This is a genomic window from Kitasatospora aureofaciens, from assembly GCF_001188955.3.
GTDB lineage: Bacteria > Actinomycetota > Actinomycetes > Streptomycetales > Streptomycetaceae > Kitasatospora > Kitasatospora aureofaciens.
The window spans coordinates 1-25,962 of the sequence record NZ_JPRF03000014.1 but is presented as its reverse complement, the minus strand read 5'-3'; the positions used below and the strand labels follow the sequence as shown (position 1 = coordinate 25,962).

Here is a 25,962-nt window from a genome sequence, read left to right as displayed (position 1 = left end):
CCCGCTCGCACGGCAACCGTCCTGGCGGCTCCGAGGCGGGCGGGTGCCGGGCCTGCTGGTCGTCCCGTCGGCGGACTTCGCGGCAGGGATCCGCCGGCGTTGGGCGGGGTGACCCCGGTCAGGAGGTGGCGGCGGGCGCGGGGCCGACGGGGAGCGGCGTCGCGCAGTGGGTGGCGACGGTGTCCGCGAAGGCGCGGGCGAGCGGGCCGAGGGTCTCCCATTCCCGGGCGGCCCAGCCGACGGTGAGGCCGGGCAGGTCGGGCAGCGGGACCAGCCGCAGGCGGGGATGCCCGGGGCCCTGCCACTCGGGGAGTGCGGGTACGACGGCGTGGCCGAGGCCGAGTTCGGCGAGCAGGATCGCGGTGTCCCAGTCCGTGACGCTGGTGTCGAAGACCGGCCGGATGCCCGACTTGCCCAGCCAGTCGTCGAGTTGGGAGCGGGATACCGAGTTCTGCGGCAGCCCGATGAGCCGGGCGTCCTGCAGGTCGGCGGGTTCGATGCGGGCCCGGGCGGCGAGCGGGTCGCCGGCCGCCACGGCGAGGACCCAGGGCAGGTCGGCGACCGGCCGCTGCTCGATGCCGCGGACCGGGGTGCCGAGGGTGATCCAGGCCAGGTCGACCTGGCCGGCGGTGAGCGCCTCCAGGCAGTTGCGGCTGGAGACACCGGTCTGGAACTCCAGGTTGACCTGCGGGTAGCGCTCGCGGAAGTCCACCACGGCCGCGGACATGAAATGCCGGATGCTGGTGGCGCCGGTGGTGATCCGCACCGACCCGCCCTCGCCCCGGGCGAGTTCGGCGATGGTCCGCAGGGCGTGGTCGATGCCGCCCAGGCCGTTGGCCACGGCGGTCTGCAGATGGCGTCCGGCGTTGGTGGGCACCACGCCGCGCGGATGACGCTCGATCAGGGCGAGCCCCAGCTCGCGTTCCAGCCGTTTCACGTGCTGGCTGACGGCGGACTGGCTGCAGGCCAGTTCGCGGGCGACGGCGCTGAGCGAGCCGGCCCGGCAGACGGCGGCGAAGACGCGGAGGTCGTCAAGGGTCACGAGCGCCCAGGGTACCGCCGGGCCCGGGCCCGCGGTCGGGGGAGACCCAAGGCCGAGCTTGGGGGTTTCCCAGGAAATCAGTGGATTGACTTGGAACTTCGCCAGGATCGATCATCGGTGGCAGGGCCCGAGAGAAGGGCGGCAACCCGCCCGCTGCCTTCGCGCGTTCCGGACGCTCAGGCGGGGGTACGGCGGGTGTCGACCCGTGAGGGCGAGTACGTCAGGCAGTGGAGGGGGAGCGGTATGCGGTACGCCGATGGTCCGGGCGCGCAGTGCGAGGTGTTCGTCCAGGCGCCGGTGGAGCGGGTCTGGGCGCTGGTGACCGACATCGAGCTGCCCGCCCGGCTCAGTCCGGAACTCCAGCGGGTCGCCTGGCTGGACGGCGCGGCCGGCCCCGCCGTCGGCGCGCGGTTCGAGGGGCACAACAGCCGGCCGAGCATGCGCGACTGGCGGACGGTCTCCGAGGTGGTGGAACTGGCCGAGCACCGCGTCTTCGCCTGGGCCGTCATGGACGCCGACGGCCGGTTCGGCGACCCGGTTTCGGAGGTGGCCGGCGCGCTGGCGCGGTGGCGCTTCGACCTGGTCCCCGAGGGAGGCAGCACCCGCGTACGCCACTCGGCGGTCATCGGACCGGGTCGCAGCGGTGTGGTACTGGCGATCGAGTCCCGGCCGGAGGCCGAGGAGAAGATCGTCGCCTTTCGGCTGGGGGAGCTGCGGACCGGAATGGCGGCGACCCTGGAGGGCATTAAGTCGCTCGCCGAGTCCGGGGGTTGATCGTCCGGTGGAGTTCGACGAGCTGTTCCGGGAGGTTCGGGCGTCGGCGGCGCGCCTCGGGGCGGATGCGGACTCGCTGACCGACCGGCAGGCCCGCGAGCCGTCCCGGCTCCCCGGCTGGAGCCGGGGCCATGTGCTGACCCATCTCGCCCGCAGCACCGACGCGTACCGGTGGATGCTCGCCCTGGCCCGTACCGGCACCGCACCGGGGCCGCGGGCCGACGCGGCCGAGCTGGAGCGGCAGTTGGGCGAGGGCGCGGGGCGGAGCGCCGCCGCGCTGGCCGCGGACCTGCGGGGGAGCCTGGACGGGCTGCTGCGGGACGCGGCGGAGCTGCCCGTCGAGCGCAGGACGGTGCTGGTCCCGGCGCTGGCGGGCTGGCGGCACCCGGCCTGGTACCTGCTGTGGCGGGCCTGGCGGGAGCTGGAGGTGCACCACGTCGACCTGAAAACCGGTCGCGACTCGGCCGGTTGGCCGGACGGCTTCGTGCGGACGGCCCTCGCGGAGACGGCCGCGGCGCTGGCGGCGCGCGGGGTGCCGGTGGCCCGGGTCGAGGCGGAGGACCTCGGCCAGGGCTGGGCGGTCGGCGGGTCGGGACCGGTGGTGAGCGGTCCCGGGCACGAGCTGCTCGCCTGGTTCGCCGGGCGCGGCCCGGTGGCGGGCCTGCGCGCGGACGGGCCGCTGCCGTTGCTGCCGGGCTGGCCGCTGCCGCCGGTGCCGGGCTGGTCGTAAGGGCGCCGGTCGGTACGGGCCGGCGGGCGGTGGTCGTAAGGGCGCGCCGGTCGGTCGTACGGCCGGTGCCGGGGTGGCCGTAAGGGCGCCGTCGGCCTGGGGGCTGCCCGGCAGTGCGGGCGGGGCGGCGGCCGAACCGGCGGTCAGTGGTGCCAGGCCGTGCCTCCGGTGTTGTGGACGAACCGCTGCAGGACCTTCAGCGTGGTCAGGTACTCCTCGTCCGAGATGCCCGCGTGGCGTTCGGCCCACAGCTCGCCCTGGACGGCGGCCACCTTGTCGAAGAACGTCCGTCCCCCGGCGGTCAGTTGGAGCCGGCCGCCGGCGGACTCGGTGACCCAGCCGCGCTCGACGGTCGCGTCGATCTCGGTCTCCACGGTGTCCTGCCCGGTGTCGAGGTAGTCGCGCAGCACGGCGCAGACGTCGTCGCGGGTCCTCGGCGCCTCGGCCCGGGCGAGCTGGGCGAGTACCCACCACTGCGGCTGGGTGGTGCCGAGCTCGGCCAGCGCGCCCCGGGTGCGGCTGACGACGGCCTTGTAGGCGGCCCAACTCCAGTAGCCGATCGGCTGCTTGACCAGTTCGTCATCACTGTGCGAGTACTCCACGGCCGGCCCGCCCCTCCCCGTCGATCACTTCGGTGCCACCGACCCTAGAAGTTGAAGTCCACTTGAGGTCAAGCTCGGCCATCGAGTCCGGGCGGGGTGCGGCTCAGCCGGTGGGTGTGCCGATCCGGTCGCGTTCGAGGGCTGCGCGCAGGGTCGCGAAGGTCCGGGCGGCCGCCGAGAGCGAGGCGGCGTCGAGGGTGCCCGTGAGGAGTTCGGCCAGGGTGTCGGTGAAGGTCCGCTGCGCCTCCTCGACGAGCCGGGTCCCGGCGGTGGTCAGGGCCAGCAGCGAGGACCGGCGGTCCGCGGGGTTCGGCCGGCGGGCGGCCCACCCCTGCTTCTCCAGGCGGTCGATGCCCTTGCTGGTCGCCCCGACGCCGATGGCGAACTCGGCGGCGATGTCCGCGACCCGGCACCCGGGGTGGCGGCGCAGGTAGTCGAGGAACTCGTACTGCGAGGTGACGATCCCGTGCCGTTCGCGGAGGCGGTCGTTGAGGGCGTTGTACAGCCGGGTCTCGCACCTGACCAGGTCGGCGAACAGCTCGCTGAACAGGCCGGTGGGCCCGGCTGCGGGACGGCCCCCGTCCAATGTATCTTCCATAGCATATAGTGTACGGGAAGCTACTTGTGGCAGGAGTGTGCCTATGAGCAGGGAGCAGCGCATCCGGATCGACGGAATGCTACGCAGGCCGGAACCGGACGGACCCAGGACGGTCGAGGAGATCCGGGCCGGATTCCGGGAGCTGATGGCCGGGATGATCGTGCCCCACGGTCGTATCCGGACCGCCTCCACGACCCTCGGCGGCCGGCCCGCCCTGCGCGTCGAGCCGAAGTCCGGACCCGCCGAAGGCGTCGAGAGCGGCTCGGGTGCCGGGACGATCCTCTACTTCCACGGTGGCGGCTGGGTCTTCGGCTCACCCTGGACCGCCCTCTCGCTGACCGGCAACCTGGTGGCCAGGACCGGCCTCGGCGCCTACTCGGTGGACTACCGGCTGGCCCCCGAGCACCCCTTCCCGGCCGCGATCGAGGACAGCCTGAGCGCCTATCGTGACCTGCTCGACAGCGGTGAGGACCCCTCCGCCGTCGTCCTCGCGGGGGACTCGGCAGGCGGCGGCCTGGCCGTCACCCTCTGCCTCGCCGCCCGGGACGCGGGCCTTCCGATGCCCGCCGCCGTCCTGGCCTTCTCCCCGGGGCTCGACGCGACCAGGACCGGCGAGAGCATGAGGACCAAGGAGGGCGTCGACCCGATCTTCACCCGCGCGGCCCTCGAACACACCGGGGCCATGTACCTCGCCGGAGCCGACCCGCGCCAGCCGCTGCTCAGCCCGGCTGTCCACGCCGACCTCACCGGCTTCCCCCCGATGCTGATCCAGGTCGGTGCCAACGAGATGCTGCTGGACGACTCCACCCGCCTGGCCGCGCGGGCGAGGGCCGCGGGCGTGGACGTCATCCTGGACGTCACCGCCGATGTGCCGCACGTGTTCCAGGCCTTCGCCGGCGTCCTCGACGAGGCGGACGAGGCACTGGACCGGGCCGCCCTGTTTCTGCGTCAGCGGATCCGGGCCGGGGGTGCCGCGCGGGCGTCGGCCGCATAGGGGGGACGAGGCCGCGTCCGCCGCGGGGTTCAGGACTCGGTGCTCGTCCGGCGCAGCAGGTAGGCGCCGGAGGCGGCGGCGAGCAGGGCCATGCAAGCGGCGAAGACCAGGCCGGCGTGGGCCAGGCCGAGTGGGCCGGTGAGCAGACCGACGCCGATGACGGGGATCGAGATGCCGAAGTAGGCGACCACGAACAGCGCCGAGAGGACGCCGCCGCGATGCTCCGCCGGGCTCGCGTCGGCGACCTCGCCCACCGCGCCGCGCAGCCCCATGCCCTGACCGGCACCGCCCACCAGCGCGGCGAGCACCAGGAGCGCCAGAACGGCCCAGGCGAGCGAGCCCGCCAGCAGAGCCAGTCCGGCGATCAGCACCAGGCAGCCCAGCGGGATCGCCCGGGCGCTGCCCAGCCGGGGGACGAGCAGCTGGCCGATGGTGGAGGCGAAGAAGGTCGTGAACACGACGAGGCCGACGACCGCGCGGTTGTGGACGTCCAGGCCCTCGGCGAGGAAGGCCGGGCTGACCGAGGTGAACAGGCCCAGCAGGGAGAACCCGGCGAAGGCGGCGATCCCGGCCGGCAGGAACACCTGGCGCACCTCCGGCGGCAGTTCGGGCCGGTCGGGGCGGGCGGTGCGCAGCGGACGGGCCTCGGCGACCGTCTCCGGCAGCAGTAGGAGCAGCCCGAACGACACGGCGAGCAGCACCAGATGGGCCGCGAACGGCAGCAGCAGGGGATATGGCGCGTACTGGGAGAGCAGGCCGGACAGCAGCGGTCCGCAACCGAGGCCGCCCATGTTGGCGGCGGTCGCGGCGAAGCTGGCGCGCCCGCGCTTGTCCCGCGGGGCGAGCTCCAGGACGTACGCGGTCGCGGTGCCGGTGAACAGGCCTGCCGACAGGCCGGACAGCAGCCGGCCGAGGCAGAGCAGCGGCACGCTGTCCGCAGCCAGGAAGACCACGGCGCTGCAGGCCGCGCAGACCAGCCCGCCGAGCAGGACGGGACGGCGTCCGACCGCGTCGGAGATGTTCCCGACCAGCAGCAGGACGCCGATGACGGCGAAGGCGTAGACGGCGAACACGACCGTCACCGTCAGCTCGGAGAAGCCGATCCGCTCCCGGTACAGCCCGTACAGCGGGGTGGGCAGGGTGGTGCCGGCCATGCAGACGGCGAAGGTGAAGGCGGCGAGGAGGTAGCCCGTTCGGGCGAGGGCGGGCTGAGTAGTCCGATGATCGGTCACCAGCCCACGATAGGTGCGCCGTCCGGCCGCACCGCGGCACGCGGGCGAGCGCTGCGCCGACCGGCCGTACCAGGGTCGGCGCGGCCGGCAGCCCGGTCGCCGTCACCGCGGCCGTCACCGCCGCCGTCCCGCATGCCCGCGTGGAAGGCGGCCGAGTCGGTGCAGCGGTGGGGCTCGCCGTACATCAGGGCGTAGAGCCGGCACGGCGACTTCCCGTGCCTGGACACCAGCGGCGGCGTCGCCCGGTTGTTCCTGGAGAACGCGCCCTTCACGGAGGCGGAGAAGGCGGCCGTCGGGTCCGGCAACTGGGAGCGGCTGACCGGGCACGTCACGGCCGGCCACCGGAGCCGACGGTCGGGCTGAGTGCGCGCCCGCCGCCGGTCGGGCTGGGCGTGTGTCCGCCGCCGGTCTGCGTCCGCCGCCGGACGTAGCCGCCTGCCCGTCGCGGTGGAAGTGGTGGAACGCGCCAAGATCGGCTCTTGATCGTTGTCCCTTGCGGGGGCCACGGGCCGCGGCCGTCCTGGCACAGACTTCCAGAGTGGCGCGGCCCGTTCGTCGGCCGCGACTTCGGCCCGGACCCAGATCCAGTTCCAGATCCAGATCCAAGGACTGCCATCGTGAGCGAGCGCGTTCTCACCCCCCGTCACCGGGGCTTCCTCTTCCTCGACTCCCACCCGGCTGGCTGCGCGCGGCTGGTGGCGGACATGTGGCAGGCGTGCCCCGGCGCCGCCGAACTCCCGGAGGGGGAGGGGCCGGTGGCCCTGATCATGGGCTCCTCGGCCGGGTACGGGCTGGCGGCCACCGTGGCCGGGCTCAAGCGGGCCGGAATCCGCGGCATAGCGGTCTCCTACGAGAAGGCCCCTTCCGGGCGGCGCACCGCGACGGCCGGCTGGTACCGCACCGCGGCCACCGCGGACCTCGCCCGTGCCGCCGGTCGTGACCTGGTCTTCCTCAACGGTGACGCGTTCTCCGACCTGATGAAGGACCAGGTCGCCGAACTCATCGAGCAGCGGTTCGGCGGCCGGCTGGACTACCTGATCCACTCGGTGGCCGCGCCCCGGCGCACCGATCCGGACACCGGCACCACGTACGCCTCCGTCCTCAAGCCGATCGGCCGGGCGAACCGCACCAGGACGCTGGTCTTCGACGAACAGGGCGTTCCCGAGGTGCGGGAGGTGGAGACCGGGCCGGCGGAGGGCGACGACGTCGAGCAGACCGTGGCCGTGATGGGCGGTGCGGACTGGGAGCGCTGGATCGACCACCTGGCCGGACGGGGACTGCTCGGCGAGGGCTTCGCCACCGCCGCGCTGTCGTACATCGGTTCGCCGCTGACCGCGGCGATCTACCGGCAGGGCACCATCGGTGCGGCCAAGCTCCACCTGGAGGCCACCGCCCGAACGCTGAACGAGCGGCTGGGCAGGACGGTGGGCGGCCGGGCCGTGACCTCCGTCAACGGCGCGGCCGTCACCCAGTCCTCCACCGCCGTCCCCGGGATCGCGCTGTACACCGGGCTGCTGCGCGGCGTCCTGGGCGAGGACATGGTCCCACCGGTGCGTCAGTTCGCCTCCCTGTGGGACCAGCTCACCGGCGCTGCCCCGCTCGTCCCGGACGAGGAGGGTCGGATCCGGCTGGACGGCTGGGAACTCGCCGATGACGTCCAGGCGGCCGTCGCCGAGCGCTGGGAGGCCGCCACGACCGGGACCGTCGCCGGTCTCGCCGACCTCGACTGGTTCTGTGCGGAGGTGCGGCGGCTGTACGGGTTCTCCGTGCCGGGGGTCGACTACTCCGCCGCGGTGGCGACCGACGTTCCCTGGCCCGGTCGTTGATCGCGGCGGTGAGACGTCAGGGGTCCGTGCAACAGTGAAGCCGAAGCCGCGCAGGCGTAGCTCTACCGGGAGGCGGGTGGCGGGTGGCGGGTGGCGGGTGGCGGGAGCGGCACTCGTCAGAGCTTCTCGGCTGCCCGGACCCGGTGGAGGTGGATGAGCACGTCGTAGCCGGCGCCCAGGGCGAGGGTGGGCAGCGGGTCGCGACTGAAGGTGGTCCCGGCGTCGTAGGTCGGGTGGGCAGTGTCCAGCCAGGTGCGGGCGGCGGGCGGAGCCTGGCGCAGGTCGAGGTAGTAGTCGCGGGGGCGGACCCGGTCCAGGAGGTACTCGTTCATGCCGAGGGTGGCCGGGGGCACCGTGGTGCTCTGCCAGTTGCCGGCGAACGGGTCGGTCCCGGTGAGGAAGGAGCCGCCGCCGAAGGTGAAGCCGATGGAGACGTAGCCGTCGCCGAGCGCGTCGCGCAGGTGGGAACCCTGGGTGGTGGGGTACAGCGCCGGGGCGCTCGACCGGTAGCCGATGTGGCCGTTGTGCGCGGAGAGCAGGACCTTGCCGCCGAGGCGGCGCTGCCACCACAGGGTGTTGTCGGCCATCGCCCGGTCGCGGAGCAGCTGCGCGGCGGTGACGGAGGGGGCGTCGTCGGCCCGCATGGTGGAGAAGGCGAAGGTCCGGGCGATGTTCCGGGCGTGCTGGACGGCCCACTCGTACTGCGCGTCGCCGTCCTTCCCGGCGGCGGTGACCAGGTCCAGCGCCTGCTGTGCGAGGTCCGCGTTGCGCTGCCGCTGGGGCAGCGGGACCCGGGTCAGGTAGCCGATGGCGTCGTCGAACGGCCGCAGGCCGGCGTACAGCTGCTCGACGCTCGACAGCGAGGCGGGCGCGGCCTTCCGCACGTAGGCGGTGACCTCGGCGAAGGGCTGCTCGCCGATCCCGGGGAAGCCGAGGTCGGTGCCCACGAAATGGACCGGGCGCTGCGGGTGGCTCCGGTTGTAGGCGCGCATCCACTCGATGAGATCGGCGAACTCCCGCCGCTGCCAGGGCGATCCGGCCAGGGTGCGGCGGACCAGCCGACGGGCGTCGCCGTCGCCCTCGGCCTCGCCCTGGACGTACGCGTCGATCAGCAGGCCGGCCGACCAACTGGCCTCCAGGGCGAAGGTGGTGAAACCCTTCTCCTCGACCAGGTAACGGAACACCCGCTGCTTCATGGTGAAGAACTCGTGCGACCCGTGGGTGGCCTCGCCGAGTCCGACCACCCGGGCGTCGCCGATCATCGCGCCCAGCGCCCGCAGGCCGCCGGCCGGGGCGTCGGGCTCGGTGGACCGCAGGGAGTGGGCGATCCGGTCCAGTTCCTCGGTCACCGTGACGGTCGGTGGGACCGTCCGGGGGCCGGGTACGGTCTGCGGGCCCGGTGCGACCTGCCGGCCCGGTGTGGCGCCGGCGGCCGCCGCCGTGGTGGCCGGGGTGAGCAGGGCGGCGGTCGCGGCGACGGCGCTGCCGGCGGTGGCGACCAGCAGGGTCCGCCGGTGGGTGGGCTTCCGGGTCACGGCCATGACGGGTACTCCTCGGCTCGTCGGTTCAACTCGTCCGGCTGAGTGGGCCGGTGAGAGAATCCTCTGCCGAGGAGGGGGTGGCGCGCGCTGGGGCGGGCCGCCCGGTTTCCCGGGGGGCTTCCCCACTCGCCCCGGGCCCCTGGGGGCACTGGGGCGGTTCCCCTGGGGCCACCTGGACGGTTGGGCGAAATGCTGGTACCGGGCCGCGCGTTGTCCGGGTGCTCCGGGGGCCGGTGTTTCCGGTGTTCCGCGTCAGGAGAGCCGGTCGGCGCGGTGGGTGGGGCGGCCGTCCAGGACGGTGAGCAGGACCGGGACCTCGGCGAGTTCGGTGGCAGGAGTGGAGAGCGGGTCGGCCGCGAGGACGGTGAGGTCGGCGCGGTGACCGACGGCGATCCGGCCCGCCAGCTGCTCCTCGCCCGCCGCGAAGGCCGCGTTGACGGTCATCGCGCGCAGCGCCTCCAGGGCGGTGAGCGCCTGGCCGGGGTTGTGCGGGGGCTGGGAGAGGTCGCGGGTGGGGCGGCGGTGGCGGGCACCCGCCATGACGCCCAGCGGGGGGTAGGGGGCGATCGGCCAGTCGGAACCGAGGACGACGGTGGCACCTGCGTCCCACAGGTCACGGCAGCGCCAGGCGCGGTCGGCGCGCTCCTCGCCCAGGCGGCGGGACCAGTTGTCGGTGTGGTCGGCGCGGGTGAAGTCGCAGCAGTGGGTCGGCTGCATGGAGGCGATCACGCCCAGCCCGGCGAAGCGGCGCACCACGTCGTCCGGGACGGTCTCGATGTGCTCGATCCGGTGGCGGACGGGGCTTGGCGTGCTGTTCGTCTCGTTGGCGGCCCCGTTCGCGGTCGCCTTGGCGATGGCGTCCAGGGCGTGGCGGACGGCCGCGTCGCCGATCGCGTGGGTGGCGGTCGGCACCCCGGCCCGGTGCAGCTCCTCGATCACCTGGGTGTAGTGCGCCGGGTCGGGCCAGAAGGCGTGGGTGGACTCGCCGTGGCAGTCCGGCCGCTCCAGCCAGGCGGTGCCGTTGTCGATCGTGCCGTCCATGAACAGCTTGACGCCGTCCACCCGCCACAACTCGCCGCCTCGACCCTGCAGTTCGACCAGTTCGCGCAGCCCGTCCCGGTCCGCGCCGGGCTGGCACCAGGGGGCGACCCGCAGCCGCAGCGGCAGTTCGCCGGCCCGGTCGAGCTCGGTGTAGAGGTCGAGGCTGTCGCCGCCCGCGTCCATCGCGTGGCCGCCGGTGAGGCCGCTCGCGGCCATCGCGCGCAGGGCGGCGGCCAGGCGCTCGCGGCGCTCGGCGCGGGTGGGCTGCGGGGCGGCGCGTTCCACCAGCTCGCAGGCCGCGTCCTCCAGCAGCAGGCCGGTCGGGCGGCCGTCGGCGTCGCAGACCACCTCGGCGGCCTGGGCGAAGGCGCGTGGGCCGTCGACGCCGGCCAGTTCCAGGGCGCGCGGGCTGGCGAGCATGGAGTGGGCGTCGAAGAGCTGGAGCAGCGCCGGGACGCCGTCCAGCACGGGGGAGAGGGCGGCGGCCTCGACCGGGCGGTCGCCGAAGACGTTCGGGTCCAGGCCCCAGGCGTGCAGCCAGGCGCCCCGGGCGAGGGTGCCGACCTCTGCGGCGAGGGCGTCGCGGACGGACGGCAGGTCGGTGCATCCGGAGAGGTCCAGACCATGGGTGAGCTCGGCGCCGGTGACCGGGTGCAGATGGCCGTCGACCAGGCCCGGGGTGACCACGGCGCCCTTGAGGTCGATCACCGTCGTTGCGGCGCCGGCGAGTTCGCGGATCGCTCGGTCGTCGCCGAGGGCGGCGATCCGGCCGTCCACCACGGCGAGTGCCGTCTGGGGGAGGAAGCCGCCGGACGCGGGGTCGAGCAGGCGGGCGGAGAGGAGGACGAGGGAGGTGCGCACTTCGGCTCCAGCGGTGGTGCGGGGGAGGTGGGGGAGGTGGGGGCCGGGAGGTGGGGGCTGGGGAGGTGGGGCTGGGAGCGGGTCAGGAGGTTGGGGCGAGGGCGCCGTCCGGCAGGCCGAGTTCGCGTTCGGCGGTGGCGGCGGCCAGCCGGGTGACGGACGGCGGGTGGTTGCCCAGACCGGTGTTGGCGTGGGAGGCGAGGCCGTCGATCACGACCAGGATCAGGACGGCCGCCAGCTGCGCGTCCTCGGTGCGGAACTGGCCCTGGTCGACGCCCGCCCGCACGACGGCGGTGAGGCGGCCCCGCCACAGCGACTCCTGGCCGAGGACCCGCTCGCGCAGGACCGGGCGGTAGCGGCTGAGGTGGCGGGCGTTGAGCCAGAGCCGGCTCATGTCGTCGTAGGCCGGGCCGGTGGTGCGGGCGAAGAACCGGGCGAGGTGGTTCAGCGGGGACCCGTCCGGCGGGTCGGCGGGCAGCAGCGTCTCCAGTTCGGCGGTGGCGGCGCTGCCGAAGGCCTCGGCGACCAGGTCCTCCACGGCCGGGAAGTAGTGGCTGATCAGGCCGGGTCTGACGTCCAGCTGCTCGGCGATCCGGCGCAGCGTGATGCACTCCAGGCCCTCGGTGAGTGCGACGGTGGCGGCGGCCTCGACGATCTCCGCCCGGCGGTCGTCGGGGGACTTCCGGATCCGTTTGCGCTGAACGCTTGACGTCATGTGCCGGATGCTATTGAGTGTGCGACCAATAAGCAAGCAGGTGGGCACGACACCCCCACGGAGGGCCCCCAATGGCGTCCACACTTCCGGACCATCCCCAGTCCGACTCCCCCGCCGGACCACCGGCCCAGCAGGCCCAGCAGGCCCAGCAGGCCCCGCCGTTCTCGCCGTCCTCGCCGTCCTCGCCGTCCTCGCCGTCCTCGGTTTCCCCGTCGGAGCAGGATCGGAGCGGCCGGGTCGAGGTCCACGGCATCGACCACATCCCGGAGGGCGAACGGCGAGGCCGCGCCCGCGAACTCTTCTCGGTCTGGGCAGCGGCCAACGTCAACTACCTGAACCTCGTCGTCGGCGGCGCCCTCGTCCTGACCGGGCTCAGCCTCTGGCAGGCCTTCGCGGTGGTCGTGGCCGGCAACCTGTTCTGGCTGAGCACCGGGCTGCTCGCCGTATCCGGCCCGGCCGCCGGGGCGCCCAGCGAGGTGATCACCCGCGCCATGTACGGCGTCCGGGGCAACCGGGTGAACAACGCCGTCACCGGGTGGATGATCTCCGTCTGCTACTTCGCGCTGAACCTCGCGGCGGCGGCCGTGGCGGCGTTCTCCCTCGCCGAGCAGGTCGGGATCACGCCGAACACCCCGATCAAGATCGTGATCGTCATCGCGATCGTGGTGGTCACCCTCACCATCAGCGTCTACGGACACGCCATGATCGTGCGGCTCTACCTCCCGATCACCCTGGCCCTCGCCGCCGCCTTCGCCGTCGTCGGGTACGCGATCCTGCGGCACGCCGACTTCGGCTGGAGCCAGCCCGAGCCGCTCACCGGCGGCGGGCTGTGGGCAGCCGTCCTGGCGGGCATCACTCTGATCGCCTCCGGTCCGCTCTCGTACACCACCAGCGCCGACTTCTCCCGCTACCTGCCGGCCACCACCTCCCCGCGCGCCGTCCTCGGATGGACCGCCCTCGGCGGGTTCCTGCCCAGCGTCGTGGTCGGTGGCCTCGGCGTGCTCGGGGCCAGCGCCGTCGACATGGCCGACCCGCAGGCCGCGCTCCAGAAGATCCTGCCCGGCTGGTTCAACCCGGTGTTCCTGCTCTCCCTGGTCATCGGAACCATCGCCGTCAACGCCCTCACCGCCTACAGCGCGGGCCTCGCCCTGCAGGCCGTCGGCATCCGCATCCGCCGCACGCTCAGCGTCCTCGTGGACGGCACGGTCGCCGTCGCGCTGACCCTCTACGCCCTGCTGGTCTCCAACTTCCTCGACACCGTCAGCAACGTGCTCCAGCTGACCGTCGTCCTCCTCGGCCCCAGCACCGCCATCTACGCCACCGACATTCTGCTCCGCCGCAACCACTACGACGGCCGGGCCCTCACCGACGAAACCCCGGGCAGCAGCCCTTTCTGGTACCGCGCTGGCATCAACCCGGCCGGCGCCCTCGCCCTGGCCGCAGGCGTAGTCACCTCCGCCCTCTGCGTCGACACCCTCTACACCGGCCCGGTAGCCGCCCTGACCGGCGTGGACCTGGCCCTACCGGTGGGGATCGTGGTGGCGGCAGCGGTGTACGCCCTGCTGATGCGGCGGACGGGAGCGTGAGAAAGTTCGTGCAAGTCCGTGATCTGGGAGGCTGGTCTGGGCCCGGCTGAGGGCTCGGGCCGGCCGGGACAGGACATGGGCGAGAAGGAAGGGCCGGTCGTCGAGCTGGTCGATGAGCGGTTGGTGGACGAGGTCGTCGAGCGGTTGATGGACCGTGCCGACGCCTCGGGTGCGGCCCTGCTGGGCGAGGGCGGGCTGCTGACCCAGGTCACCCGGGCGGTGCTGGAGCGGGCCCTGGACGCGGAGATGACCGAGCACCTGGGCTACGAGAAGCATGATCCGGCTGGCCGTGGCTGGGGCAACAGCCGCAACGGGACGTCGCCGAAGACCGTGCTGACCGATGTCGGGGCGGTGACGGTCGCGGTGCCCAGGGATCGCAACGGCGAGTTCGAGCCCCGGCTGATCCCGAAGAACGCGCGGCGTCTGGCCGGCTTCACCGAGCGGATCCTGTCGCTGTACGCGCGCGGGATGTCGGTGCGCGACATCCGCTCCCACCTCGCCCGGATCTACGGTGTCGACGTCAGCGCCGACCCGATCAGCAAAGTCACCGATGCCGTGACGGACGAGCTGGCCGCCTGGCAGAACCGGCCGCTGGACGCTGTTTGGCCGATCATCTACATCGACTCCCTGTGGGTGAAAATCCGCTCCGGATCGGTGAGTTCGAAGCCCGTCTACGTGGCGGTCGGGGTGGACATTGACGGCCGCAAGGACGTCCTGGGCCTGTGGATCGGCGCCGAGGGCGAGGGCGCCACCGCCTGGATGACGGTGCTGACCGAACTGCGCAACCGAGGTGTCGAGGACGTGTGCACCGTCTGCTGCGACGGCCTGAAGGGGCTACCGGACGCGGTGACGGCCACCTGGCCGCGGGCGACGGTGCAGACCTGTGTGATCCACCTGATTCGCGCCTCGCTGCGGCTGTCCTCGGGCAGGGACCACTGCGCCCTGGTGCCGGCGCTGCGGGCGATCTACGGCGCGCCGACCGAGCAGGCGGCCGAGCAGGCCCTGGACGAGCTGGCCGCTTCCGAGCTCGGCGAACGCTATCCGGCCGTGGTCCGCACCTGGAGGGCGGCCTGGGGCGAGTTCACGCCCTACCGCGCGTTCCCAGCCGCGATAAGGAAGGTCGTGTACTCCACGAACATGGTCGAGTCGATGAACTCCCGACTGCGGAAGGCCACCCGCAACCGCGGTCATTTCCCCTCGGAACAGGCCGCGTTGAAGGTGATCTACCTCGCTCGCCGTCCAGGAGCAGATCAGTCCCAGGGCCCGCGACATCAACCACGTCGCCGCACACTGGAAGGAGGCGCTGAACCAGTTCTCGCTCTTCTTCGAGGACCGGCTCAGCATCCGATAACTACGAGGCACTTACACGAGATCGCTTACACGCCCGGGGATCGTGGTGGCGGCAGCGGTGTACGCCCTGCTGATGCGGCGGACGGCAGCGGCGCGCGAACGCGCCTGACCGACGGGGGCTGTGCGCAGGAAGTCGGCCAGCCCGACTTCCTGCGCTGGCGGGTACGCGGCGGGCTGTACTGCGGATGTGCGGTGGCTGGTTCGGCGGGTGTGGAACCGGCGGTGGTGATCGTGGTGGCTGTTGCGCCGTTTGTCCTCGTGGTGAGGCGGGCGAAATGGCCTGGCCCTGGGGGTGGGCTGGACGGGAGGTCGGTGGGCTCGAGTTCACGCGTTGGTGTGTCGTAAGGCCGGGGGTGATGGCAGTGCTGGCCAACTGGGGGCCGTCGGGGGCGGGCGCCTTCGTGGTGGCGCGCAAAGGGCCTGATGTGCGGGGGTGGTTGGGCTGTGCGCGGGAAGTCGGCGGGTCCGACTTCCCGCGTTGGCGTGTATTACGGCGGGTGTCGTCGGATGTGTCGGGCGTCGGGGGTGGCTGTTGTGGGTGTGTGTCCTGCTGATGCGGCGGGTGGCGGTGGCGCGCGAAGGCGCTTGACCGGCCGGGGGGTTGGGCCGTGCGCGGGAAGTCGGATCCGGCGACTCTGCTGGCGAAGTAGTTGATCCAGGTCAGGCTCAGGCTGCCGTTGCGATGTCGTGTTGGGTGCAGAGTGCGTGGATGCGGGTGGGACGGCGATCTGTCTGGGCGGTGGTTGATGGCCAGCCGATGAGGACGTTCTGGAGGTGGGTTGTGGCGAGGCCCTGGTAGCGGGATCGTCGCAGGCCGGGGCCTCGGACCGCTTGTGAGACGGTGCCCTCGATGCCGGCACGGGCCTGGTAGGCCTCGCGCCACTCGGGGGTATCCTGTTCGGCCTGCACCCGTGTCCGGGCGATATGGATCGGTTCGGGATGGATCTCCAGGACCCGGCCGAGAGGGAGACACCGGTGGTGCACTGGGCGCGGATCGGGCAGGGGCAGCGGTTTGCGCGGGGGAAGGCGACGCGGAGCAGGCCGTTCTTCTTCGGCGGTATGGAGAGGACGCGCTGGGTGCGTTGTTCACCCAAATCGGCGGACGCTTACTGTCCCACAACCACCCCAACCGACTTCGCCTGCAGGTTCGACCGGCCGACTTCCCGTGCGCGGGTGTGCCCCGTACCGGGTGTGGTCGGGGTGCCGGGTGGCGGGGGCCGAGGCGCGGATTCGTGGTGATGTGCGAAAGCGCGTGACGTGTGGGGCGGGTTGGGTCATGGGTGGGGTGTCGCTGGTTGCGGCGGTGGGCGTTGTCGGGGCGTTGGTCGGTTGGGGCCGTGGCGCGGATTCGTGGTGGCTGGTCTGGCGGGTGTGGAGCTGGCGGGATTGTGGTGGCTGGTGTGCTGCACCTCCTGCTGACGCGCCGGACGGCGATGGCGTGGGTGTGATCGGGCGCGGGTCGGCTGAGGCGGCCGGGGCTATTGGGGTGTGGGGCGGGTGGCTGGCTCGGGGGTGTTGGGGGTTGGGGTGAGGGTGAGGGAGTGGATGCGGGGGATCGGGGAGGGGAGTAGCCAGAGGAGGGACAGGGTTCCTCCGAGGGCGGCTGTGATCAGGGTGGGCGTGAGTCCCAGGAGAGTGGCGAGCAGGCCTCCGGCGAGGGCGCCGATGGGGCGAGTGCCGTAGTTGACCGTGCTGTAGGCGCCGGCCACCCGGCTGCGCATGCCGTCCGGTATGACGGCGGCTTGCAGGGAGTTGAGGTTGATGTCGAACAGCATCACGCCGATTCCGGAGAGGAACTCGGCAAGCCCCAGGGCCCCCACGCGGGACCAGGTAGGACCGCTCGCACTGGCGGCGATGGCGATGGGGGCCGGGAACAGTACGGCGCCCGCCGCGATGCTGCGTCCCACGCCGATGCGTTGCGAGATCCTCGGGGCGATCATCGCGCCCGCGAGGGCTCCGGTGGATCCGATACCGAAGGCCAGCCCGATGGTCCCCGCAGAGAGACCGAGTTCCCGTTCGGCGAACAGGACGGTCAGGCCGGAACCCGCCATGAAGGTGAAGAAGTTGACGGTCGTCGCGCAGCCGAGGCTCGCCCGCAGCACCGGGTGGTGGAGGACGAAGACCAGCCCCTCCCTGGCCCGCCGCAGCAGTGAGGGCTCTGCCGCTCCTGCGGCGGGGACGGTTGGTTCGTCGCCCCGGACCGGCCCGAGCAGGGCGGCCGAGGCCAGGAAGGACAGTGCGTCGGCGACCACGGCGAACGGTGCGGTCAGGGCCTGGACGAGGGCACCGCCCACGGCAGGGCCCGCGACGAAGGAGGCGGACCGGCTGGCGCTGAGTTTGCTGTTGGCGTCGACGTAGGAGGAGCGCGGTACGAGGTGGGCGAAGAAGGGCGGGTAGGCGGTGTTGAAGAGCACCGCTGCCGCGCCGGTCAGCAGTGCCACCGCGTACAGGTGGGGAAGCGTCACCGTGCCCCACAGGCAGGCCGCGGGCAGGGTGAGTAGCACGCACGCGCGGACCAGATCAGCCGCGACCATCAGGCGGCGCTTGTGGGGCCGGTGGTCCACCCAGGCTCCGAGCACGATGGCGAGGAGATTCGGAGCCCAAGCGAGCGCCGTCAGCCACGCGACCTGCCCAGCCGAGGCATCCAGCGACACCACGGCGATCAGGGGTAACGCCAGCTCCGAGATCCGGTCACCGAACTGGGAGACCGATTACCCGGCCCAGAAGCGGACGAAGCGTCCGTCCTGCCACAGGGACACCGGAGCGGCAGTGTCCGCCAAGGAGTTCACGCCGACTCACCCGCCCGCTCCTCGTGGGCCTCCGGCAGGACGTAGCGGAGCAGCCGGACACCACGGCTTCCGCTCGGCCGCTGCGCCGGGTCGCGCGTCACATAGGGCGCGAGGACGCCTTGGATCGCGTCCTCGATGGCGGCGAGTTCGTCGGGGGACACCACCACGCGGGTGTTTGCCAGCCCTGCGGGCTTGCGCCACATTGGATCGAGTTCGGGCTCTGTCTCGGTCACCCACCGGTGCGGCAGATCGGCGGAGCGGGCGAACATCTCTCGGGACAGCATCCGGGCGGCCGACTGGCCCGCTTCGTCCGCCGGCATCCCGAAGCGGAAGCCGCGCGCCACGGCCTCCCATCGCCGCTCCCGCCGGTCCGCCGCCGCCTCGGCGTCCTGGACCAGCCCGAAGCCCGCCAGGTGTCGTAGGTGCCAGCTGGTCACGGACGGGGTGGCTCCGACGTCCGGTGACAACTGCGTCGCCGTCGCCGGCCCGTGCCGTTGCAGCCGTTCGAGGATCGCCAGCCGCACCGGATGCGCCAACGCTCGCATGGCCTTCGGATCGGTGATCTCGATGTCGCCCAGGCGATTCCCGTGTTCCATATTATGAGAGTGTTCTCTCATAATGCGTGAGAGTCAACTCTCAGACTTTGCGACGGCGTTGGTGGGCGGGGCGCGGCTGACCGGGTTCGGCGAGGGGTGTCGGTGATCTCCGTTAGGGTGCGGACCGGCTGCGTCTGGCCACCGCAGGGCCGGCGCGAGGGGAGGGGCGTCATGATCGGCGTCATCGGTGACGGTTCGCGCGAGGCCGAGGATCAGGACGGTGAGGGCATCCAGTGGCTGGCCGACGCGGGCGGGGAAGTGGACGGCGTGATCTTTGCGCGTGGAATCCCGCCCGAGGAACTCGCCCGCCGCATGGGCGCCGATCCGGCTGCCGCCACCGGGCCGATCAGCGGGACCGAGATCTGGGGCCTGGACATCGAGGTCTACCGCCCCGGTGACGACGGCGACGGCGTGATCCGGGTCGGTGAGACGGACGGGTGGTCCTTCGCTATCGAGTACGGGGACTCGACCGGCGGCGAACTGCTCACCGAGATAGCGCGCGGCGGCGTCGAGGTCGTCCACTTCCGGCCGATGCCGGACCAGCCGCCGGCCCTGCTCGACTACGCCCGGGACGGCGCCGTGCTGTGCGGGTTCGGCCTGGGAGAGGAGCGCTGGCGCTGGGGGCAGGAGCCCGACCTGCTCGTCCCGGAACTGGTCGCTGCGAACGTCCTGGAGGCCGACGGCGTCACCCGCTGCGCCCCCGGGGCCGTGCCGTACCCGAGCGCGTGGCAGCGGACCCTCGGTGTGGTCGGGCGGCGGTTCGGGCTGAGGCTGCCCCGGGCGGTGCTGGGCGAGCTGCGGTTGCCGGCGTACGTTGTGCGCGGCCGCCCGGGGCTGGAACTGCCCTGAGGTGAGCCGGGGCGAGAGGACGGGAGAGACGAGGGGAGAGACGAGGAGGGCGGTCATGGCAGGGCTCCTTCCCGGGCCCCACCGGCGGGGCCCCGATGACCGTCATCCTCGCCCGCCGCGCATTCCCCGCACATGTGCCGATCGGGAGGTTCCGACCTCCGGATTTCCCCCACCAGGGGTGCCGATCGGCCAGGGCAACTGCGGGGGGTCCAGCGCGACGGAAGAGCCTTGAACCGGCGGCTACCCCTCCGGATCGAGCCGCGACGGTTGCCAGCGCGCCAGGTGTTCGGCGAGGACGGTGCCCGGGTCGGCGGTGGTGTCGCGCAGCGCGACCATCGCGGCGGTGATCACGTCGCACAGCTCGCCCTGCAGGTCCGCCACGGTGGGGCTGACGCCCTTGCGCGGATTGGCGCCGAGCACGCCGAGCAGGGCCTCGGCGACCTCCCCCGCCTCCTCCTGGATCTTCACCACCTGGAGGTGCAGCAGCGACAGGCCGAGCCCGGCCCGATGGGCCGAGATATGGCGGTGGATGTCGTCGACCACGGCCCACTCCGGGGTCCGCCCGGCGGTCAGCCGGGCTTCCAGCTGGCGCAGGTAGCCCTTGAGCGCGGGTGGCGGTTTCATCCGCTGCGCCTCGGCGAACGGGACGAGCCGCAGCTCCTGGCCCTCGCCGAGGACCAGCTCGGCCGGGTCGACGTCGACCCGGGCGTGGACGGCGCGCCGCCGGGGACCGCGGAGGTCGGTCTCGGCCGGCACCGGGTGGAAGGGGCGCAGGCCGGGCACGTGCAGCCCGGTCTCCTCGAGCAGTTCGCGTACGGCGGCCTGGTGGGGGGGGTCTCGCCGGGCTCGCGGTGCCCGCCGGGGACGACCCAGTGGGCGGGCCACCGGATGTCCGGCTGATCGTCGCGCAGTTGCAGCAGCACCTCCTGCCGGCTGGTGGTGATGAAGACGTCCACGCTGACGACGCCGGGATCGTCGGTGCTCAAGGTGTCCTCCGGGTTCACATCCACTCCGGGTCCGCTCGACTCCAGGTCCGTTCCGCGAAACGACGCGACGCGACGCGACACGACGCGACACGACGCGACCGGTCCGCGCTGGGCGGGCGCCCGCGGCCGTCGGCCGGCGGTAAGGCTGTCACCCGGTGGGCCGGTTGAACCCTCACCCGGTCGGCCGGTGACAGTCGGTTCGGCGCGATCCGCCCGTCCGGGGATTCCGACGGGCGTCGCCGCCCCGTGGCCCCTAGGGTCTGTGGTGCGCCGACGGTGCCGAGCGCCGGGGCGCACGCCGTCTCACCGCGCGCCGGTGCGTCCAGAACCCCCGTCCGGAAGCCCCGTCCGGAGACCCCGTCCCGAAACCCCGTCCGGGACACCCGTCCAGCAGCCCCGACCCGCCGGACCGGGGAGACCGACCCGCCGGGCCGGAGCGGCGGACCGACCCCGCCCGGCCAACCCGAGAGGTGGACCTGCCCCATGCACACCGTCGTCCGCGGCGCCGGCGCGCTCGGCCTGACCGCGCTGCTGCTCGCCCCCGTCTCCGGATGCCAGGGCGCCGACCGCTCCGTCGCCGACCCGGCGCCGACCTCCCCGGCCACCGGCCCGAGCCTCTCCGGCCTGGCCACCCAGCGGCTGGACTGGCGCCCGTGCCCGGCCCCGAGTACCGCGCAGGGCGGCGGTACCGCGCCCGCGAGCGACTGGCAGTGCGCCACCCTCAAGGCCCCGCTGGACTACGCCAAGCCGGGCGGCAAGACCATCGACCTCGCCCTGATCCGCAGCAGGGCCAAGGACGAGCAGCACCGGATCGGCTCGCTGTTCTTCAACTTCGGCGGCCCCGGCGCCTCCGGCGTGGCCACCCTGCCCGCCCTGGCCCCGGCGTACGCCTCCCTCAACACCCGCTACGACCTGGTGAGTTTCGACCCGCGCGGGGTCGGCAACAGCGCCGGGGTGAAGTGCCTGGACGACCCGGCGATGGACGCCAACGCGGCCGTCGACAGCACCCCGGACAGCCCGGCCGAGGTCATGGCCCTGGACGCCAGCAACGCGCAGTTCACCACCGCCTGCGAACACAACTCCGGCCCGGTGCTGCCGTACGTGGACACCGAGAGCGCCGCCCGGGACCTCGACCTGATGCGTCAGGTGGTCGGCGACCGGAAGCTCTTCTACTTCGGCATCAGCTACGGCACCGAACTCGGCGGGGTCTACGCGCACCTGTTCCCCCAGGAGGTCGGCCGGCTGGTCCTGGACTCGGTGGTCGACCCGACCAAGGACCCGCAGCAGAGCGCGCTCGGTCAGGCCCAGGGCTTCCAGCTCGCCCTCAACGACTTCATGAAGGCCTGCGCCACCCAGGACCCCAGCTGCCCCACCGGCCCCGGCGGAGCCGAGGGCACGGCGAAGATCACCGGCCTGTTGCAGAAGCTGTCGCAGTCGCCGCTGCCCACCAGCAGCGGCCGCAAGCTCACCGAGGGCCTGGCCATCACCGGCATCGCGGCCGGCCTGTACAGCCAGCAGACCTGGCCCGCCCTGGCCTCCGGGCTCACCGAGGCCATGCAGCAGGGCACCGGGGACACCCTGCTCCAGCTGGCCGACTCGCTGCTCGGCCGCGACCCGCAGGGGCACTACAACAACCTGAACGCGGCCAACCGGGCGATCAGCTGCGTGGACTCCCGGCAGCGCTACTCCGACCAGGACGTCGAACAGCAGCTGCCGCAGTTCCGCAACGCCTCCCCGGTGTTCGGCACCTTCACCGCCTGGGGCCTGACCGCCTGCACCGGCTGGCCCGTCCCCGGCAAGTCCGACCACCCGGACGTCTCCGCCGCGGGCGCCGCCCCGATCCTGGTGGTCGGTACCACGGGGGACCCGGCCACCCCGCTCGAGGGCGCCCGCGCGATGGCGCAGCAGCTGGGCGCGGGGGTCGGCGTCGCCGTCACCCTGAACGGCGAGGGCCACGGCGGCTACAACACCGGCAACCCGTGCCTGAAGAAGACCGTGGACGCCTACCTGCTGGACGGTACGGTACCGGCCGACGGGACCACCTGCAGCTGAGAAGTGGCCCAGGGCAAGGGTCTGCGATTGGCCCTGGGGACTGGTCCAATCGCAACCTATGATCATCGACGTGAACACGCACGCGAACGAGAACGCCACCAAGGTCGACTTCTACTTCGACCCCGTCTGCCCCTTCGCCTGGATCACCTCCCGGTGGATCCTGGAGGTCGAGAAGCAGCGCGAGCTGGACCTCAACTTCCGGGTGATGAGCCTGTCCGTCCTCAACGAGGGCCGCACCGACCTGCCGGAGCGGTACCAGCGACTGATGACCACCGGCTGGGGCCCCGTCCGGGTCTGCATCGCCGCCGCCGAGCAGCACGGCGAGCACGTGCTTCGCGACCTGTACACCGAGCTCGGCACCCGCCTGCATGACCAGGACCGGGAGGCCGACGACACCGTCATCCGCGAGGCACTGGTGGCGGCCGGACTGCCCGAGGAGCTGGCCGAGGCGGCCGGTAGCACGGCGTACGACATCGCGCTGCGCAAGAGCCACCACGACGGCATGGACCCGGTCGGCGAAGAGGTCGGCACCCCGACCATCCACGTGGACGGCGTCGCCTTCTTCGGCCCGGTGCTGAGCGCGATCCCGCGCGGCGAGGACGCGCTGCGGGTCTTCGAGGGAGTCCGGCTGCTGGCCGGTTACCCGAAGTTCTTCGAGCTCAAGCGGACCCGGACGGGGTCGCTCGACTTCTCGTGACGCTTACCGGGCGCGCCGACGCCCGTTCGGTGCGGCGACGCCCACGCGATGCGGCGACGCCCGCTCGGCGTGCGGGGCCCCGGCTGCCGCGTGGGGGCTCGCGCACCGCGTCGGGGCCCGTGCGATCAGTGGCGGCGCTGCTTGATCTTGATCAGCCCCGACCGGGGATGGCCGACGACGGTCACGGTCGGGGCCCCGGGCTCGGCGGCCTCGGTCGCCTTGTTGACGATGTGGCCGGTGTTGGTGCTCGACCCGTCCACCCGCACGCCCCACCCGGCCGGGACGACCAGCCGGATGTGACCCGCACCGCACGTCGCCTCGACGGTGACCTCGCGGTGCGGGCAGACGGCTTCGGTGAAGTCGATCTCGATGTGCATCATCCGGCACTCGGCGACGATCCGGGACGGTACCGTCCACCGCCCGCTCTGCCGGATGTTGGCCAGCTTGGGCTTGAGTACGAGGACGTCGTCGCCGGAGTCCGCCCCGTCGGCCGGTCGGCCGCCCAGGTCCGCCACCAGGGTGTCGAGTTCGCCGTAGGTTTTGGCCGCGTAGGCGCGGTCGAGTCGGGTTCCCGTTCCGGCGCGGGTCGATGAGGGTCGCGGCGAGCGCTCGCGAGCAGCACCAGAAGGGCGGCCCCGATGAGGATGCCGGTCGCGGTGAGGGAGTAGGGACCAGTCCGAGCCGGGTGGGACGCGCGGAGCGGCGGGACCGCGCCGGCGCGGTCATACTGACGGCGGTGACGGCGGTGACGGTGCTGCTCGCGGGCGCGGCGACGCGGGCGCCGGAGTGGCCCCGCCGAACCGTGCGGCGCCCGTCGGCGGGCACCCCGCGCGGGGGGTGGTTCCCCGCTCTCGGGTAGCCACAGGATGCGGCGGGAGGCACGGTGAGGCTCGGGTCCCGGGGCCGTTCGCGTCCAGCCGGGACCTGCTCGACTCCCGTCCGGGACCGGAGGGGTCGACCATGGAGAGGAAGGCCCGGAGCAGGCCCCGGGCAGTGCAAGCGAGAGGCGGTGATCGTGGATGATCGTACGAACGCGTCTGCGTGCCCTCCGCCACCCCGCTACCCCGCCCGGCTCCGGTCCCGGCTCCGGTCCCGGCCGCGCCCCCGGAGGCTGGCCGCCCCCCGGCCCCGGCGGAGGCCCCGGCCCCGGCGGCACCCCGCCCAAGCCGCCCCCGTCTCCGTCCCCGCTGCGCCGCTGGCTGCTGCCCGTCGCGGTGCTGGTGACCCTGCTCCTCCTGGTCCTGTTCTCCAAGTCCCCCCCGACCGGCCCCCGCTACGGCTACACCGACTTCCTGAACCGGGTCGACACCGGCCAGGTGCAGACCGTGGACGTCACCGACACCGGCGGCGTCACCGGCACGCTCAAGGACGGCACCCACTTCACCAGCCAGATCCCGACCGCCCTGGACACCTCCCAGCTCAGCCGTGCGCTCTCCGACCAGCACGTGAACGTCACCGGCACCCGGAGCGGCGGCGGCAGCTCGATCTGGTCCACCCTGCTGCTGTTCCTGCCGCTACTGATCTTCGGCGGACTGTTCCTCTGGTCCGGAAGGATGGCCGCCCGCTCGCTCGGCGGCGGGCTGAGCGCGATCGGCCGCTCCCGGGCGAAGATCATCGAAGCCGAGCGGCCCGCCACCGGGTTCGCCGACGTGGCCGGGTACGAGGGGGTGAAGCAGGAGGTCAGCGAGGTGGTCGACTTCCTGCGCAGCCCCGAGCGCTACGCCGCCGCCGGGGCGAAGGGGCCGCGCGGGGTGATCATGGTCGGGCCGCCGGGCACCGGCAAGACGCTGCTCGCCCGGGCCGTCGCCGGCGAGGCCTCGGTGCCGTTCCTCTCCGTGACCGGCTCCGGCTTCGTCGAGATGTTCGTCGGCGTCGGCGCCTCCCGGGTCCGCGACCTCTTCGAGGAGGCCCGCAAACGAGCCCCGTCGATCATCTTCATCGACGAGATCGACGCCGTCGGCGGCCGCCGCGCGGGCGGGACCCGCATCGGCGGCAACGACGAGCGCGAGCAAACCCTCAACCAGCTGCTCTCCGAGATGGACGGCTTCGACCAGAGCACCGGCATCGTCGTCATCGCCGCCACCAACCGGCCGGACGCCCTCGACCCGGCGCTGCTGCGCCCCGGGCGCTTCGACCGGCAGGTCACCGTGCCGCTGCCCAACCAGGCCGAACGGGCGGCCATCCTCGCCGTCCACACCCGCGGCAAGACCATCGCCCCCGACGCCGACCTGGACCGGATCGCCCGCGGCACCCCCGGCTTCTCCGGCGCCGACCTCGCCAACCTGGTCAACGAGGCCGCCATCAACGCCGTGCGCGCCGAACGCGCCACCATCACCGCCGCCGACCTCGACGAGGCTCGCGACCGGGTGCTGCTCGGGCGCCGGGAGTCCTCCAACGCGCTGCTGCCCGAGGAGCGGCACGCCGTCGCCGTGCACGAGTCCGGGCACGCCCTGATGGCCGCGCTGTGCGAGCACGCCGACCCGGTCGCCAAGGTGACCATCCTCCCGGCCGGGGTCGCCCTCGGCGCCACCGAGCAACTCCCCGAGGCCGAACGGCACCTTTACAGCGAGAGCTACCTGACCGACCTGCTCACCGTCCAGCTCGGCGGACGGGCTGCCGAACTGGTCGTCTTCGGCGAGGGCTCGACCGGCGCCGCCAACGACCTCGCCAACGCCACCTCGGTCGCCACCCGGATGGTCCGCGAGTTCGGGCTCTCCCCGGACCTCGGACCGGTCGGCTACTCCAGCGGCTCCCCGCAGTACCTCGGCGACCACCCCGACGACCTGCTGCGCCGCCCCTACTCCGAGCAGACCCAGCGCGCGGTGGACGAGGCGGTGGCCGCCCTGCTGCGCGGCGCCGAGCGCCGGTCCGTCGGACTGCTGCACGAACACCGGCACCACCTGGACGAGTTGGCGGCGCTGCTGGTCGCCCAGGAGACCGTGGACGGGCGCGTCGTGCTCGACATCCTCGGGCACCCGGCACCGGAGGCGGGCCGGACCCTGGGCGCGGAGCCGCACGTCGGTCCGGGCGGGGGTCCGGGCGGGGGTCCGGGCGCCGCCCCGGAGGCGGAGCCGGGCGCCGCTCCGGACGTGGAGCCGCAC

21 protein-coding genes and 2 pseudogenes are annotated in these 25,962 nt (G+C 73.1%); 10 read left to right on the top strand and 13 right to left on the bottom strand.

The features are described from left to right. Positions 1–118: 118 nt before the first annotated feature. Positions 119–1,042, bottom strand: a complete 924-nt coding sequence (locus HS99_RS07150; protein ID WP_030283241.1) for a LysR family transcriptional regulator — start codon at positions 1,040–1,042, stop codon at positions 119–121. Between the two features lie 243 nt (positions 1,043–1,285). Between HS99_RS07150 and HS99_RS07145 the strand changes: the two genes are divergently transcribed. Then, positions 1,286–1,816 (top strand): SRPBCC family protein, encoded by a 531-nt coding sequence (locus tag HS99_RS07145; RefSeq protein WP_030554449.1) that lies wholly within the window; start codon positions 1,286–1,288, stop codon positions 1,814–1,816. Positions 1,817–1,823: 7 nt separating this feature from the next. After that, positions 1,824–2,546 carry a maleylpyruvate isomerase family mycothiol-dependent enzyme gene (locus HS99_RS07140; RefSeq protein WP_050366392.1) on the top strand — a complete coding sequence of 241 codons (723 nt, stop codon included), beginning with the start codon at positions 1,824–1,826 and terminating at the stop codon, positions 2,544–2,546. 143 nt (positions 2,547–2,689) lie between these two features. Here HS99_RS07140 and HS99_RS07135 read toward each other — a convergent pair whose 3' ends face one another. Continuing rightward, positions 2,690–3,148, bottom strand: coding sequence for a MarR family winged helix-turn-helix transcriptional regulator (locus HS99_RS07135; protein ID WP_030283247.1), 459 nt, complete (start codon positions 3,146–3,148; stop codon positions 2,690–2,692). Positions 3,149–3,251: 103 nt separating this feature from the next. After that, on the bottom strand, positions 3,252–3,746 hold the full coding sequence (locus HS99_RS07130; RefSeq protein ID WP_046386601.1) for a MarR family winged helix-turn-helix transcriptional regulator: 495 nt from the start codon (positions 3,744–3,746) through the stop codon (positions 3,252–3,254). Positions 3,747–3,789: 43 nt separating this feature from the next. Here HS99_RS07130 and HS99_RS07125 point away from each other — a divergent pair, with 43 nt between their 5' ends. After that, a complete protein-coding gene (locus HS99_RS07125; protein WP_030283252.1) occupies positions 3,790–4,740 on the top strand; it encodes an alpha/beta hydrolase in 951 nt (316 codons plus the stop codon). A 29-nt stretch (positions 4,741–4,769) separates the two neighbouring features. Here HS99_RS07125 and HS99_RS07120 read toward each other — a convergent pair whose 3' ends face one another. After that, complete coding sequence (locus HS99_RS07120; protein ID WP_046386602.1) at positions 4,770–5,894, bottom strand: MFS transporter; 1,125 nt, start codon at positions 5,892–5,894, stop codon at positions 4,770–4,772. A 74-nt stretch (positions 5,895–5,968) separates the two neighbouring features. Then, positions 5,969–6,304, bottom strand: a complete 336-nt coding sequence (locus HS99_RS44685) for a hypothetical protein (protein ID WP_030554444.1) — start codon at positions 6,302–6,304, stop codon at positions 5,969–5,971. A 285-nt stretch (positions 6,305–6,589) separates the two neighbouring features. Here HS99_RS44685 and fabV point away from each other — a divergent pair, with 285 nt between their 5' ends. Beyond that, positions 6,590–7,798: an enoyl-[acyl-carrier-protein] reductase FabV gene (gene fabV, locus HS99_RS07110; RefSeq protein WP_030554442.1), complete on the top strand. Its 1,209-nt coding sequence runs from the start codon at positions 6,590–6,592 to the stop codon at positions 7,796–7,798. Between the two features lie 116 nt (positions 7,799–7,914). Here the strand turns inward: fabV and HS99_RS07105 are convergent, their stop codons facing one another. The 3 genes from HS99_RS07105 to HS99_RS07095 form a co-directional block, all read right to left on the bottom strand. Beyond that, positions 7,915–9,339, bottom strand: coding sequence for an erythromycin esterase family protein (locus HS99_RS07105; protein ID WP_078939041.1), 1,425 nt, complete (start codon positions 9,337–9,339; stop codon positions 7,915–7,917). Between the two features lie 252 nt (positions 9,340–9,591). Continuing rightward, complete coding sequence (locus tag HS99_RS07100) at positions 9,592–11,241, bottom strand: amidohydrolase (RefSeq protein WP_030554436.1); 1,650 nt, start codon at positions 11,239–11,241, stop codon at positions 9,592–9,594. A gap of 82 nt (positions 11,242–11,323) precedes the next feature. After that, positions 11,324–11,956, bottom strand: a complete 633-nt coding sequence (locus HS99_RS07095; RefSeq protein ID WP_030553577.1) for a TetR/AcrR family transcriptional regulator — start codon at positions 11,954–11,956, stop codon at positions 11,324–11,326. 71 nt (positions 11,957–12,027) lie between these two features. Here HS99_RS07095 and HS99_RS07090 point away from each other — a divergent pair, with 71 nt between their 5' ends. Then, a complete protein-coding gene (locus tag HS99_RS07090) occupies positions 12,028–13,542 on the top strand; it encodes a purine-cytosine permease family protein (protein WP_030553575.1) in 1,515 nt (504 codons plus the stop codon). Positions 13,543–13,578: 36 nt separating this feature from the next. Beyond that, positions 13,579–14,893: pseudogene (locus tag HS99_RS07085) on the top strand (IS256 family transposase). Positions 14,894–15,558: 665 nt separating this feature from the next. Here HS99_RS07085 and HS99_RS48360 read toward each other — a convergent pair. The 3 genes and pseudogenes from HS99_RS48360 to HS99_RS07075 all read right to left on the bottom strand — a co-directional run bounded on the left by HS99_RS48360 (position 15,559) and on the right by HS99_RS07075 (position 18,298). Beyond that, positions 15,559–15,876, bottom strand: coding sequence for a transposase (locus tag HS99_RS48360; protein ID WP_157846587.1), 318 nt, complete (start codon positions 15,874–15,876; stop codon positions 15,559–15,561). Between the two features lie 494 nt (positions 15,877–16,370). After that, positions 16,371–17,585 (bottom strand): annotated as a pseudogene (locus tag HS99_RS07080) (MFS transporter); the annotation flags it as partial. A 92-nt stretch (positions 17,586–17,677) separates the two neighbouring features. Further along, the gene (locus tag HS99_RS07075) at positions 17,678–18,298 is read right to left on the bottom strand and encodes an ArsR/SmtB family transcription factor (protein WP_232543155.1); all 621 of its coding nucleotides are present in this window, start codon (positions 18,296–18,298) and stop codon (positions 17,678–17,680) included. A gap of 150 nt (positions 18,299–18,448) precedes the next feature. Between HS99_RS07075 and HS99_RS07070 the strand changes: the two genes are divergently transcribed. Next, on the top strand, positions 18,449–19,126 hold the full coding sequence (locus HS99_RS07070) for a DUF6461 domain-containing protein (protein ID WP_046386810.1): 678 nt from the start codon (positions 18,449–18,451) through the stop codon (positions 19,124–19,126). 240 nt (positions 19,127–19,366) lie between these two features. On the opposite strand, the gene HS99_RS46355 is transcribed toward HS99_RS07070, so the two are convergent. Next, positions 19,367–19,909 (bottom strand): MazG-like family protein, encoded by a 543-nt coding sequence (locus tag HS99_RS46355; protein ID WP_107050783.1) that lies wholly within the window; start codon positions 19,907–19,909, stop codon positions 19,367–19,369. 686 nt (positions 19,910–20,595) lie between these two features. Between HS99_RS46355 and HS99_RS07060 the strand changes: the two genes are divergently transcribed. Together HS99_RS07060 and HS99_RS07055 are read left to right on the top strand one after the other, a co-directional pair. Next, entirely contained in the window at positions 20,596–22,164 is a 1,569-nt protein-coding gene (locus tag HS99_RS07060) for an alpha/beta hydrolase (RefSeq protein ID WP_030553567.1), read from the top strand. Positions 22,165–22,222: 58 nt separating this feature from the next. After that, complete coding sequence (locus HS99_RS07055; RefSeq protein WP_037829360.1) at positions 22,223–22,861, top strand: mycothiol-dependent nitroreductase Rv2466c family protein; 639 nt, start codon at positions 22,223–22,225, stop codon at positions 22,859–22,861. A gap of 125 nt (positions 22,862–22,986) precedes the next feature. On the opposite strand, the gene HS99_RS07050 is transcribed toward HS99_RS07055, so the two are convergent. Next, on the bottom strand, positions 22,987–23,376 hold the full coding sequence (locus HS99_RS07050) for a hypothetical protein (RefSeq protein ID WP_050366391.1): 390 nt from the start codon (positions 23,374–23,376) through the stop codon (positions 22,987–22,989). Positions 23,377–23,880: 504 nt separating this feature from the next. On the opposite strand from HS99_RS07050, the gene ftsH reads away from it, so the two are divergent. Next, positions 23,881–25,962 (top strand): ATP-dependent zinc metalloprotease FtsH (gene ftsH, locus HS99_RS07045; protein WP_107406508.1); only part of this gene is annotated, 2,082 nt, incomplete at its 3' end.